This is a genomic window from Massilia sp. UBA6681, from assembly GCF_002454935.1.
Classification (GTDB): Bacteria; Pseudomonadota; Gammaproteobacteria; order Burkholderiales; family Burkholderiaceae_D; genus Telluria; species Telluria varians.
On sequence record NZ_DKJX01000105.1, the window covers coordinates 19,582 to 30,687 of the forward strand.

General features: G+C 66.3%; 13 protein-coding genes. 10 read left to right on the forward strand and 3 right to left on the reverse strand.

Features of this window, described 5'->3' with window-relative positions:
- Positions 1-9 precede the first annotated feature (9 nt).
- The gene (locus B2R83_RS19940) at positions 10-477 is read left to right on the forward strand and encodes a MaoC family dehydratase (protein ID WP_292044315.1); all 468 of its coding nucleotides are present in this window, start codon (positions 10-12) and stop codon (positions 475-477) included.
- Positions 470-928, forward strand: coding sequence for a MaoC family dehydratase (locus B2R83_RS19945; protein WP_292044316.1), 459 nt, complete (start codon positions 470-472; stop codon positions 926-928). Before B2R83_RS19940 ends, B2R83_RS19945 begins: the two co-directional genes overlap by 8 nt.
- Before the next feature lie 39 nt (positions 929-967).
- Here B2R83_RS19945 and B2R83_RS19950 read toward each other — a convergent pair whose 3' ends face one another.
- The 3 genes from B2R83_RS19950 to B2R83_RS19960 form a co-directional block, all read right to left on the reverse strand.
- Positions 968-2,194 carry an acyl-CoA dehydrogenase family protein gene (locus B2R83_RS19950; protein WP_292044317.1) on the reverse strand — a complete coding sequence of 409 codons (1,227 nt, stop codon included), beginning with the start codon at positions 2,192-2,194 and terminating at the stop codon, positions 968-970.
- A gap of 22 nt (positions 2,195-2,216) precedes the next feature.
- On the reverse strand, positions 2,217-3,281 hold the full coding sequence (locus tag B2R83_RS19955; protein ID WP_292044318.1) for a phosphotransferase: 1,065 nt from the start codon (positions 3,279-3,281) through the stop codon (positions 2,217-2,219).
- A 90-nt stretch (positions 3,282-3,371) separates the two neighbouring features.
- Entirely contained in the window at positions 3,372-4,076 is a 705-nt protein-coding gene (locus B2R83_RS19960; RefSeq protein ID WP_292044319.1) for a histidine phosphatase family protein, read from the reverse strand.
- Positions 4,077-4,233: 157 nt separating this feature from the next.
- Between B2R83_RS19960 and B2R83_RS19965 the strand changes: the two genes are divergently transcribed.
- The 8 genes from B2R83_RS19965 to B2R83_RS20000 all read left to right on the forward strand — a co-directional run.
- On the forward strand, positions 4,234-5,937 hold the full coding sequence (locus B2R83_RS19965) for a GspE/PulE family protein (protein ID WP_292044320.1): 1,704 nt from the start codon (positions 4,234-4,236) through the stop codon (positions 5,935-5,937).
- Positions 5,937-7,178 carry a type II secretion system F family protein gene (locus B2R83_RS19970; protein ID WP_292044321.1) on the forward strand — a complete coding sequence of 414 codons (1,242 nt, stop codon included), beginning with the start codon at positions 5,937-5,939 and terminating at the stop codon, positions 7,176-7,178. Before B2R83_RS19965 ends, B2R83_RS19970 begins: the two co-directional genes overlap by 1 nt.
- Positions 7,178-7,681, forward strand: coding sequence for a hypothetical protein (locus B2R83_RS19975; RefSeq protein WP_292044322.1), 504 nt, complete (start codon positions 7,178-7,180; stop codon positions 7,679-7,681). The genes B2R83_RS19970 and B2R83_RS19975 overlap by 1 nt, the downstream gene beginning before the upstream one ends.
- 46 nt (positions 7,682-7,727) lie before the next feature.
- Positions 7,728-8,228 carry a type II secretion system protein gene (locus B2R83_RS19980; protein WP_292044323.1) on the forward strand — a complete coding sequence of 167 codons (501 nt, stop codon included), beginning with the start codon at positions 7,728-7,730 and terminating at the stop codon, positions 8,226-8,228.
- Between the two features lie 344 nt (positions 8,229-8,572).
- A complete protein-coding gene (locus B2R83_RS19985) occupies positions 8,573-9,508 on the forward strand; it encodes an agglutinin biogenesis protein MshI (RefSeq protein WP_292044324.1) in 936 nt (311 codons plus the stop codon).
- Positions 9,505-10,152 (forward strand): hypothetical protein, encoded by a 648-nt coding sequence (locus tag B2R83_RS19990; RefSeq protein ID WP_292044327.1) that lies wholly within the window; start codon positions 9,505-9,507, stop codon positions 10,150-10,152. The genes B2R83_RS19985 and B2R83_RS19990 overlap by 4 nt, the downstream gene beginning before the upstream one ends.
- Positions 10,149-10,871 (forward strand): type II secretion system protein GspM, encoded by a 723-nt coding sequence (gene gspM / locus B2R83_RS19995; protein ID WP_292044330.1) that lies wholly within the window; start codon positions 10,149-10,151, stop codon positions 10,869-10,871. Before B2R83_RS19990 ends, gspM begins: the two co-directional genes overlap by 4 nt.
- Positions 10,868-11,106, forward strand: a 239-nt coding sequence (locus B2R83_RS20000; protein WP_292044332.1) for a hypothetical protein, incomplete at its 3' end; no start/stop codon positions are given. The genes gspM and B2R83_RS20000, both read left to right, overlap by 4 nt.

The following is an 11,106-nucleotide window of genomic DNA, read 5'->3' on the forward strand; positions in this document are numbered from 1 at the left end:
GGAGGACACATGGCGCGTCAATGGTATTTCGAAGATTTTCATCCCGGCCAGGAGATCGATCTCGGCGAGCGCAGCGTCAGCGAGGAAGAGATCGTCGCCTTTGCCCGGCAGTTCGATCCGCAGCCCTTCCATGTCGACCGCGACGCGGCCCAAGCGTCGATCTACGGCGGCGTGATCGCCAGCGGCTGGCACACCTGCAGCCTGATGATGCGGATGGTCGTCGACGGCCTGATGGCGTCAAGCTCGAGCATGGGCTCGCCGGGCCTGGACGGGGTGCGCTGGCTGCGTCCCCTGCGCGCGGGCGACACGATCAGGGTGCGCTACCTCACCACCCAGGTCAAGGCGTCGAACTCGAAGCCGGACCGCGGCGTGGTCTGGTCGAAGTGGACCGCCACCAACCAGCACGGCGAGGAGATCTGCACCATCGAAGGCATGGGCATGTTCGCGCGCCGTCCCCGGGGAGGGGACGATGCCTAGGACGATTGCGTTCGCGCAGCTGCCGCAGCTGGTGGGGAGCGAGGTCGCCGTCTCGCACTGGTTCGAGGTCGGCCAGGAGCGCATCAAGGCCTTTGCCGAGGCCACCGAAGACCGCCAATGGATCCACGTCGATCGCGAGCGTTGCGCCCGCGAGTCGCCCTTCGGCGCACCGGTGGCGCACGGCTTCCTGACGCTGTCGCTGCTGCCCGCGATGCTGGAAAGCGCGCTGGCGATCGAGGGCATGCGCATGGGGCTCAACTACGGGCTGAACCGGGTGCGCTTTCCGGCGCCGCTCCCGAGCGGGAGCCGGGTGCGGGGCAGGTGGCTGCTGGCGGCCTGCGATCCGATCGAGGGCGGGGTGCAGCTGACGTGGAACGTGGCGGTCGAACCCGACGGGCAGGGCGCCAAGCCGGTCTGCGTCGCCGAGTTCCTGATTCGCGCCTACGCCTGAGCTTGCACGAAATGGCCGGCATGGCCGGCCATCCTGGCATCATCGCGCCGTGTACTTCGCCAGCTCCAGCTTGGCCACCGCATTGCGGTGCACCTCGTCCGGCCCGTCGGCCAGGCGTAAGGTCCGGTTCGCCGCCCACTGGTAGGCCAGCGGGAACTCGTCCGACACGCCGGCCGCGCCATGGGCCTGGATCGCCCAGTCCAGCACATCCTGGGCCACGGTCGGCGCCAGCACCTTGATCATCGCGATCTCCGCCTGGGCCACCTTGTTGCCGACCGTATCCATCATGTAGGCCGCCTTCAGCGTCAAGAGGCGCGCGGTGTCGATCCGGATGCGGCTTTCCGCGATGCGCTCGCGCCAGACACCCTGGTCGGAGAGCTTGCGCCCGAAGGCCACGCGGGTTTCCAGGCGCCTGCACATCAGCTCCAGCGCGCGTTCGGCCACGCCGATGGCGCGCATGCAGTGGTGGATGCGGCCCGGTCCCAGGCGGCCCTGGGCGATCTCGAAGCCGCGACCTTCGCCCAGCAGCATGTTCGTGCCCGGGACGCGCACGTTCTCGAACAGGATCTCGCAGTGACCGTGCGGCGCGTCGTCGTAGCCGAACACCGGCAGCGGGCGCAGGATGGTGATGCCCGGCGTGTCGGCCGGGACCACGATCATCGACTGCTGCTGGTGGCGGGGTGCGCTCGGATCGGTCTTGCCCATCACGATGAAGACCTTGCAGCGCGGGTCGCCGGCGCCCGAGATCCACCACTTGTGGCCGTTGATCAGGTAGTCGTCGCCGCTGCGTTCGATCCGGGTGGCGATGTTGGTCGCGTCCGACGAGGCCACGCCCGGTTCGGTCATGGCGAAGGCCGAGCGGATCTCGCCGCGCAGCAGCGGTTCCAGCCACCGGCGCTTGATGTCTTCAGGCGCGTAGCGCTCCAGCGTTTCCATGTTGCCGGTGTCGGGCGCCGAGCAGTTGAATACTTCCGGGGCCCAGGGCACGCGGCCCATGATCTCGCACAGCGGCGCGTAATCGAGGTTCGACAGGCCCCCGGGCGCACGCGTCGACCGCGGCAGGAACAGATTCCACAGCCCGGCCTCGCGTGCCAGCGGCTTGAGGCGCTCGATCAGGTCGAGGGGCAGCCAGCGTGTGCCCCGATCGCGGGCATTGGCCGCGATCTCTTCGTTGAACGCGCGTTCATTGGGATAGATGTGCTCGTCCATGAAGGCGAGCAGGCGCGCCTGCAGTTCCCTGCAGCGCTCGGAATAGGCGAAGTCCATGGCTTGTCCTTGTCTCGTTGGATCAGCGGCTGCGGCTCGCGAACTGCCACGCCATCTCGGCCATCGGCCGCGCCGCCTTGCCGTTCTCGAGGGCCTGCGCACTGGACGCGGTGCCGTCCACGTAGCGCTTCATGATGCCCTGCATGATGCCGGCCAGGCGGAACATGTTGTAGGCCAGGTAGAAATCGAAGTCCTCGGCGCGCAGGGTCTTGCCGGTGCGTTCGCAGTAGCGCGCCACGTAGGCCTCCAGCGAGGGAATGCCGAGCGCTTCCAGGTCCAGGCCCGCGATGCCGCGGAAGCGCCCCGGCGGAATGTGCCAACTCATGCAGTGGTAGGAAAAATCGGCCAGCGGATGGCCTAGGGTGGACAGCTCCCAGTCGAGCACCGCGAGGATGCGCGGTTCGGTCGGGTGGAAGATCATGTTGTCGAGGCGGTAGTCGCCGTGCACGATGCTGGTGTCGTCACCCGGCGGGATGTGCTGCGGCAGCCATTCGATCAGGCGCTCCATGGCCTCGATCGGCTCCGTGACCGAGGCCTGGTACTGTTTTGTCCAGCGCTCGATCTGGCGTGCGAAATAATTGCCCGGCTTGCCGTAGTCGCCCAGGCCGATGCTCGCGTAGTCAACCGTGTGCAATTGGGCGATCACGCGGTTCTGCTCGTCGTAGATGGCGGCCCGTTCTGCTGGCGACATGCCGGGCAGCGACTGGTCCCACAACACGCGCCCCTCGACGCATTCCATCACATAGAAGGCGCGCCCGATGATGGCTTCGTCCAGGCACAGCGCGTACTGGCGCGGGACCGGGAAGCCGGCGCCGTGCAGGGCGCGCATCACGCGGAACTCGCGGTCGATCGCATGGGCCGAGGGCAGCAGCTTGGCGGCCGGGCCGGGCTTGGTGCGCAGCACGTAGCGCTGGCCGCCAGCTTCGAGCCGGAAGGTGGGGTTGGACTGGCCGCCCTTGAACTGTTCGACCGCCAGGCTGCCGCCGGGATAGCCGTCGACATGCGCCTCGAGCCAGGCGCCGAGGGCCTCGACGTCGAAGCGCTGGCGTTCGGACACGGGCTTGGTGCCCATCATTTCCTCGTACATCGCGTCTCCATGACTGTGTTTTGTTCTGCATTCTAGCCCGAGTTCGGCATGAATGCGCACGGGCGTGCTTTTTTTTGCGGGTAAAAAGCTTCAGCGGCCTTTGCGGTACTGCTCGAATAGCTGTTCCATGGTGGTCGCACGCGCTTCCGGCTGCAGCGGGCCGGGGGGAACGTAGTTCACGAAGCGGACCACCCAGTCGGCAGCGTCCTCGCCGACGTCGAGCGCATTGATGCAGCCGGCAGCCTGCGACAGGCCGCCCAGGAACAGGCGCTGCCCGGTCAGGGCCAGCGACAGGATGGCGCAATTGACGCCCCCGTGCAGCACCAGCAGCACGGTGTCCCAGTCGTCCTGCGCGCGCAGGCGAGCGATCGCCGGATGGACCCGGTCCATCATCTGGCCGACCGATTCGCCGCCGAGGAAGCGCTGCTCTTGATCGACCACGCCCTCGAAGGCGCCGGTAAACGCGCGCCGCAGTTCCTGCGTCGGGATGGCGGACAGGCGACCGCCGCGGATCTCGTGCAGTTCCGGCCACACGTCCAGCGCGATCTCCTGCCCGCTCGCCGCCAGCACCCGCTGCGCCGTCTCATTGGTGCGCGGCAGGCCTGAGGTGATGACGCGGTCGAAGCGCACGCCGGCCTCGCGGAAGGCCAGGCCGGCGGCATCGGCCTGGGCCTGGCCGGCCGGGTTCAGCGCCACGGTCTCGGGAAGGAAGGGTTTGCCGGTCTCGTCGAAATAGGTAACGCTGCCGTGACGCATCAGGTAGACGCGGCGGCGCAAGCTGGGGGGGTGTTCCATGGGCTTCCTCGTCGTTTTTTCTGGCCATCTTACACGCGATGCCATTTCATCAAGGCGAAAGGGCGACACTTTGCATGCCGCGCGTTCATTTCGTAGGTCAATTCCTACAGGTTCTGGCATAAAATATTCATCGCAAGCAATAACAACAAGGGATGTCATGGCAAGGCCGGAAAAAATTCGCCTCGGCGAGGTGCTGATCCAGCAGAAACTGCTGTCGGAAGAGCAGCTCGAGCAGGCGCTCGCGGACCAGAAGCGCACCGGGCGCAAGCTCGGCCGCGTGTTCGTCGAGAGCGGCTTCGTCACCGAAGACCAGATCTCGGGCGCGCTGGCGCGCCAGCTGAACATCCCCTACATCAACCTCAAGTTCTACAACATCAACGCCGAGCTGGTGCGCCTGCTGCCGGAAACCGCCGCGCGCCGTTTCCGCGCCCTGGTGCTGGAAGACCGCCGCGAGACCCTGCTGGTGGGCGTGTCCGACCCGACCGACCTGTTCGCCTATGACGAGATCGCGCGCCTGCTGAAGAAGACCGTCGAGCTGGCGGTGGTCAACGAGACCGAGGTGCTGGGCGCGATCGACCGCATCTACCGCCGCACCGGCGAGATCACCGGCCTGGCGCGCGAGGTCGAGCAGGACCTGGGCGACACTTCGATCGACTTCGGCGCTCTGGCCGCCAACCCGGGGCTGGAAGAAGCGCCGATCGTCAAGCTGCTGCAGTCGGTGTTCGACGACGCGGCCCAGGTGCGCGCCTCGGACATCCACATCGAGCCGCAGGACGGGCGCCTGCAGATCCGTTTCCGCATCGACGGCGTGCTGCACCTGCAGACCGAGGCCGACCTCAAGGTGGCCACGCCGCTGGCGCTGCGCCTCAAGCTCATGGCCGACCTCGACATCTCGGAAAAGCGCCTGCCGCAGGACGGCCGCTTCGCGGTCAAGGTGCGCAACCAGCGCATCGACGTGCGTATCTCGACCATGCCGACCCAGTACGGCGAGTCGGTCGTCATGCGACTGCTGAACCAGGGCGGCACCACGCTGCGCCTGGACGCGATCGGCATGCCGGCGCGCATCGTGGAGCGCTTCCGCGCGCTGGTGCAGCGTCCCAACGGCCTGGTCCTGGTCACCGGCCCCACCGGCAGCGGCAAGACCACCACCCTGTACAGCGCGCTGTCCGAGCTGAACTCGGTGGAGAAAAAACTCATCACGGTCGAGGACCCGGTCGAATACCGCCTGAAGGGCGTGAACCAGGTCCAGGTCAACGACAAGATCGAGCTCTCCTTCGCGCGCGTGCTGCGCTCGGCGCTGCGCCAGGACCCGGACATCGTGCTGGTCGGCGAGATGCGCGACCAGGAGACCGCCCAGATCGGCCTGCGCGCGGCCATGACCGGCCACCTGGTGCTGTCGACGCTGCACACCAACGACGCCGCCTCGACTCCGCTGCGCCTGATGGACATGGGCGTGCCGCGCTACATGGTGGGCGGTTCGCTGCAGGCGGTGCTGGCCCAGCGCCTGGTGCGCGTGATCTGCGAAAGCTGCTCCACGCCTTACCAGCCGACGCCCCTGGAAGCCAACTGGCTGCGCGCGGAACTGGGCGAACGCGCCGAAACGACGCCCTTCTTCCACGGCAAGGGCTGCTCGCACTGCAACGGCACGGGTTTTCGTGGCCGTACCGGCGTCTATGAACTGCTCGAGATGACGCGCGCCGTCACCGAGGCCGCCAACCACCCGGACCCCTCGCACTTCCTGAAGGTGGCGCATGCCGAGATGGGCGGCGAAACGCTGCGCCGCCATGGCGTGAGCCTGGCGGTGCAGGGCAGGAGCACCATCGCCGAAGCGATGCGCATCAGTAACCAGTACGAAGACTGATGCCTTATTTTTCCTACAAGGCGCGCAACGCCGCCGGCGAACTACTGCAGGGCATCCTCGAGGGCGCCGACAGCGGCGCGGTTGCCGACCAGCTGTTCGGCAGCGGCGCCACGCCCATCGAGATCAACCCCAGCCGCAAGGGACCGGCCTCGAAGGACGGCGGCGAAGGCTGGCTGGCGCGCCTGCAGGAAAAGAAGGTCACCTCGATGGACGTGCAGCTGTTCAGCCGCCAGATCTATACGCTGCTCAAGTCCGGCGTGCCGATCATGCGCGGCCTGGCGGGCCTGCAGGAGTCAAGCATCAACAAATCCTTCGGCCGCGTGATCAAGGACCTGCGCGAGTCGCTCGATTCGGGCCGCGAACTCTCAAGCGCGATGACGCGCCACCCGAAGGTCTTCAACACCTTCTACCTGTCGATGGTGCGGGTGGGCGAGATGACCGGCCGCCTGGAAGAAGTTTTCCTGCGACTGTTCGACCACCTCGAGTTCGACCGCGACATGCGCGAGCGCGTCAAGACCGCGATGCGCTACCCGACCTTCGTCGTGATCGCGATGGCGATCGCGATGGTGATCGTCAACGTGTTCGTGATCCCGCAGTTCGCGGCGGTGTTCAAGTCCTTCAATGCCGAGCTGCCCTTGATGACGCGGATCCTGCTGTCGACGTCGAATTTCACGGTTGCCTACTGGCCCGCCATGGCGGCCATGCTGGGCGGCGCCGTGTTCGGGTTCAAGGCCTGGGTGGCCACGCCGAAGGGGCGTCTGGCCTGGGACAAGCACAAGCTGCGCCTGCCGATCGCCGGCAAGATCATCCACAAGGCGACCATGGCGCGCTTCGCCCGCAGCTTCGCACTGTCGACCCGCAGCGGGGTGCCGATCGTGCAGGCCCTGACGGTGGTCGCGCAGACCGCCGACAACGCCTACCTCAGCTCGCGCATCGAGGGGATGCGCGACGGCGTCGAGCGCGGCGAGAGCATCCTGCGCACCTCGATCGCCGCCAATGTGTTCACCCCGATCGTGCTGCAGATGATCGCCGTGGGTGAGGAATCCGGCTCGCTCGACGACCTGATGGACGAGATCGCGCAGATGTACGAGCGCGAGGTGGATTACGAGCTGAAGACCCTGTCGAGCCAGATCGAACCGATCCTGATCACCTTCCTGGGGGTGATGGTGCTGGTGCTGGCGCTGGGCATCTTCCTGCCCATCTGGGACCTGGGCAAGGCGGCGCTGCACGGGGGGACTTGATGGGACCGGCTCGCTACCGCGGAGCGACCCGCTTCGAGTTCGCGGTCTGCATCGTCGTGGTGGGCGTGCTGGCCGCGGTCCTGCTGGGCCGCCTGCTCGAATGGCGCGGCCAATCGGAACGTGCCGCCGCCTACCACATGGTGGGCGCGCTGCGCACGGCGCTGGCGGCGCGCGAGGCCCAGCTGCTCACGGCGGCCGGCAAGGATGCGGCATTAAAACTATTGCAAGAAAATCCGATGAGTTGGTTGCTCAGGCAGCCAGCCAATTACGTCGGCGAATACTACTCGCCCAGGCCAGAGATGTTGCGGCGTGGAGCCTGGTTCTTCGACCGGGCGGATCGGACCGTGAATTACGTGCTTAGTAGCGACACTTTTTCTTCTAAGACATCTAAATTGCTTAAGTTCAAGGTAGAATTATCCAGTTCGTATCATCCGGCCGAAAGCGGGCGGAACAATAAGCATGGGACACTGGTCATCGACGAAGTCGGCGCCAGGCTCAAATAAATCAAGACCGCGGGCTTACCCGCACACCTTCAACGGAGAGAATCACATGAACAAGTATTCCAGCAAGAGCGCGCAAGGCGGCTTCACCCTCATTGAACTGATCGTCGTGATCGTTATCTTGGGCATCCTGGCTGCGACTGCGCTGCCGAAATTCGCCGACCTGGGCGGTGACGCCCGTGTTGCCAGCCTGAAGGCCGCCAAAGGTTCCTTAACCTCGGCAGCGTCGATGGTCCATGCGAAAGCACTTGTGGCTAATGTGACGACTGGCACCATCGACATGGAAGGCACCTCCGTCACGCTGATTAACGGTTATCCCCAGACCAATAACCAGACCCAGGCGCGCGCTTTCGCCGCTGCCGCCGGCCTCAGTGAAACCGATTACACCTTTACTTTCGGGGGCACCGGGCTGACCGTGTCGCCAAAAGGCGTTACTGCGGCCAACGCCGGCAAGTGCTCGGTGACGTACACGCCGCCAGCAACGGCCAACACGGCCCCGACCTTCACCGACAATATGGACACGACTGCCAACAAGTTCATCTGCAGCTAATCCGGCCGTCCCGGCTGCCGTCATGCTCCGCCATCCCGGTAGCCGCCGGGATGGTCCTCCAGCTCCCGATTTGCAGGACCGGTCGATTCGGCCAGAATGCAAAACCCGTCATTCATTTCCGCTCCCTTCGATCAGCTTTCGCGCCGGAGTCGACCAATAGCACGGGGACGGCGTTATTACGCGTCCAGTCCTCGAATCCTGCATCGAATGCTGTCAAAAAAGCGTGGCAAATCACCTCGAGATCCGCATATTTTTGCTGTTAGGCGTTTTATTGTGATCAAGGATGGCTCGGCTTGAATATAATCAAGTTTTTGCTGTAACGAATTATTTCCGCGATCCCGTGCATGCGTTTTCTTAAGAGAGCAAAGAAGAAAGATGGCTGGCTGACCATCGCCGTCCTGGCCGATGGCGTGGCCGCGGCCAGCGTCAAGCCGGTCGCGGAAGGCATGCCTTCCGTGCGCTTTGCGCATTTCTTGCCGGGCAAGCCGGATGCGGCCGTGCTGGAAAAGGCCGCGCGCGAAGGCCAGGCCCATGCCTACCGCTGCCTGACCCTGCTCGGGCCGGGCGAATACCAGCTCATCAACCTCGAGGCGCCGAACGTGCCGCGCGAAGAGCTCAAGACCGCGGTGCGCTGGCGCCTGAAGGACATCCTCGATTTTCCGGTGGTTGAGGCCACCGTCGACGTGCTCGACATTCCGGTCGACGCCGGCCAGGTGCGCGCCCAGCAGTCGGTGTTCGTGGTGGCGGCGCGCAATACCGTCATCAAGCCGCGCCAGCAATTGTTCCTGGACGCGAAAATCGGGCTGGAAGTCATCGACATCCCGGAAATGGCACAGCGCAATATCTCGGCACTGATCGCGCCCGAAAACCGCGGCGTGGCCATGCTCTCGTTCGGCGCCGAGGGCGGCCTCCTGACCGTGACCTGGCGTGGCGAGCTTTACCTGTCGCGCCGTATCGACGTCACGCTCGACCAGCTGCTCGAGCCCGACCACGAGCGCAAGCACGCCAGCTTCGACCGCATCACCCTCGAGCTGCAGCGCTCGCTCGACAACTTCGAGCGCCAGTATTCCTTCATCAGCATTGCCAAGCTGGTGCTCGGGCCCAGCAAGGTGAACGGCCTGGACGAGTACCTGTCGAGCAACCTGTACACCCCGGTCGAGACCCTCGACCTGGCCTCGGTGTTCGACCTGGGGCGCACGCCCGAGCTGCAGGACCAGGCCGTGCAGGGGCGCTTCCTGGTCCCGCTGGGCGCCGCGCTGCGCACGGAGGCGGCGCCATGACCCAGCAGATCAACCTGTTCAACCCGGCGTTCCAGCCGCAAAAGCAGGTCTTTACCGCGGCCACCATGGCGCTGTCGCTGCTGGTGCTGGTGGGCGGCATTGCCGCACTGGCCGTCTATGGCCGGATGCAGACCGCCAGCCTCGAGGCGCAGGCCGGCGCCGGCGCCCTGCAGCTGGAGCGCAAGCAGGCGCGCCTGGCCAGCGTGAACCTGGACTTCGCGCCGCGCCAGAAGAACAAGGACCTCGATGCCGAGATCGCCGAAGCCCAGGCCCAACTGGCCGCGCTGCGCAACATCTCGCGCGTGATCGAGCGCGGCGAGCTGGGCGACACGACCGGCTATGCCGGCTACTTCAAGGCCCTGGCGCGCCAGAGCGTCGCCGGCCTGTGGCTGACCGGCGTGAGCGTTTCTAGCGGCGGCAGGGACATCGGGATCCGCGGCCGCACCACGGACCCGGCCACGGTCCCCGGCTACCTGGCGCGCCTGACCGGCGAACCGCTGATGCAGGGTAAATCCTTCGCCAGCCTGTCGATCAGCCAGCCGGCGCCCGTGAACACCGCCGATGCCGACGGCAAGCCGGTCGCCAGCCCCGCGCCCTGGGTGGAGTTCAGCTTGCAGTCGGTGCCCGAGGAGCCGCGCAAATGAAGGCGCGCCTGATCGCACTGATGGCGCGCATCGACGCGCTCACGCTGCGTGAACGCGGCCTGCTGTTTGCAGCCGTCGCCGCGGTGATCGTGTTCATCGGCCACAGCGCGGTGCTCGGACCGATCTACCGCGAGCAGGACCTGCTGCGCGAGCAGATCAGCCAGCAGCAGAACAACCTGGCCGGCATGGACGGCGAAATCGCCGCCAGGGTCCAGGCCTTCCAGGTGGATCCGGATGCGCCGGCGCGCAAGCAACTGCAGGCCATCCAGCAGGAAACCGCCGTGCTGGGCGACTCGCTGCTGGCGATGGAGCACGGCCTGGTGCCGCCCGAGCGCATGGCGCCGCTGGTCGATACCATCCTGCGCGCCAACGCGCGCCTGAAGCTGGTGTCGATGCGCACCTTGCCGGTCGAATCGATGTCGTCTCTTGGCGCACAGGCGGGCGTCACGCCGGCGCCGCCGGCCGGCGCGCCCGCCGCCGAAGGCAGCGACGCGGCGCCCGGCCAGGGACCCGCCCCGACACTGCTGTACCGCCACGGCGTCGAAGTCACCGTGCGCGGCAGTTACCTCGACATGGTCGATTACATGAGCGCGCTCGAAGCGATGCCCACCCGCCTGTTCTGGGGCAGGGCGCAGCTCGACGTGGAAGCGTACCCGGCCGCGCGACTGACGCTCACGCTGTATACCCTGAGTCTGGACCGCAAATGGATGAAGCTGTGAAAAAACTGACCCTCGCCTTGAGCCTGGCAAGCCTGCTGGCCAGCCTGCCGGCTGCCGCGCAAGCCCTGGCCGACCCGACCCGTCCGCCGGCCGCGCTGGATGCCAGCCGGCCGGACGGCGCCGACGGCCTGCCGCGCCTGCAATCGGTCCTGATCGCGCCGCGCGCGGGCGGACGCCACGTCGCCGTGATCGACGGCGAGACGGTGCGCCTGGGCGGGAGCTTTCGCGGCGCGCG

Excerpts from the sequence above, each read along its gene's own strand:
- gspM (WP_292044330.1), top strand. The coding sequence starts at position 10,149 with ATGAAGGCGCGCCTGATCGCACTGATGGCGCGCATCGACGCGCTCACG.
- B2R83_RS19950 (WP_292044317.1), bottom strand. The coding sequence starts at position 2,194 with ATGGACTTCGCCTATTCCGAGCGCTGCAGGGAACTGCAGGCGCGCCTG.
- B2R83_RS19975 (WP_292044322.1), top strand. The coding sequence starts at position 7,178 with ATGGGACCGGCTCGCTACCGCGGAGCGACCCGCTTCGAGTTCGCGGTC.
- B2R83_RS19960 (WP_292044319.1), bottom strand. The coding sequence starts at position 4,076 with ATGGAACACCCCCCCAGCTTGCGCCGCCGCGTCTACCTGATGCGTCAC.
- B2R83_RS19945 (WP_292044316.1), top strand. The coding sequence starts at position 470 with ATGCCTAGGACGATTGCGTTCGCGCAGCTGCCGCAGCTGGTGGGGAGC.
- B2R83_RS19965 (WP_292044320.1), top strand. The coding sequence starts at position 4,234 with ATGGCAAGGCCGGAAAAAATTCGCCTCGGCGAGGTGCTGATCCAGCAG.
- B2R83_RS19970 (WP_292044321.1), top strand. The coding sequence starts at position 5,937 with ATGCCTTATTTTTCCTACAAGGCGCGCAACGCCGCCGGCGAACTACTG.
- B2R83_RS19985 (WP_292044324.1), top strand. The coding sequence starts at position 8,573 with ATGCGTTTTCTTAAGAGAGCAAAGAAGAAAGATGGCTGGCTGACCATC.
- B2R83_RS19955 (WP_292044318.1), bottom strand. The coding sequence starts at position 3,281 with ATGTACGAGGAAATGATGGGCACCAAGCCCGTGTCCGAACGCCAGCGC.
- B2R83_RS19990 (WP_292044327.1), top strand. The coding sequence starts at position 9,505 with ATGACCCAGCAGATCAACCTGTTCAACCCGGCGTTCCAGCCGCAAAAG.
- B2R83_RS19980 (WP_292044323.1), top strand. The coding sequence starts at position 7,728 with ATGAACAAGTATTCCAGCAAGAGCGCGCAAGGCGGCTTCACCCTCATT.
- B2R83_RS19940 (WP_292044315.1), top strand. The coding sequence starts at position 10 with ATGGCGCGTCAATGGTATTTCGAAGATTTTCATCCCGGCCAGGAGATC.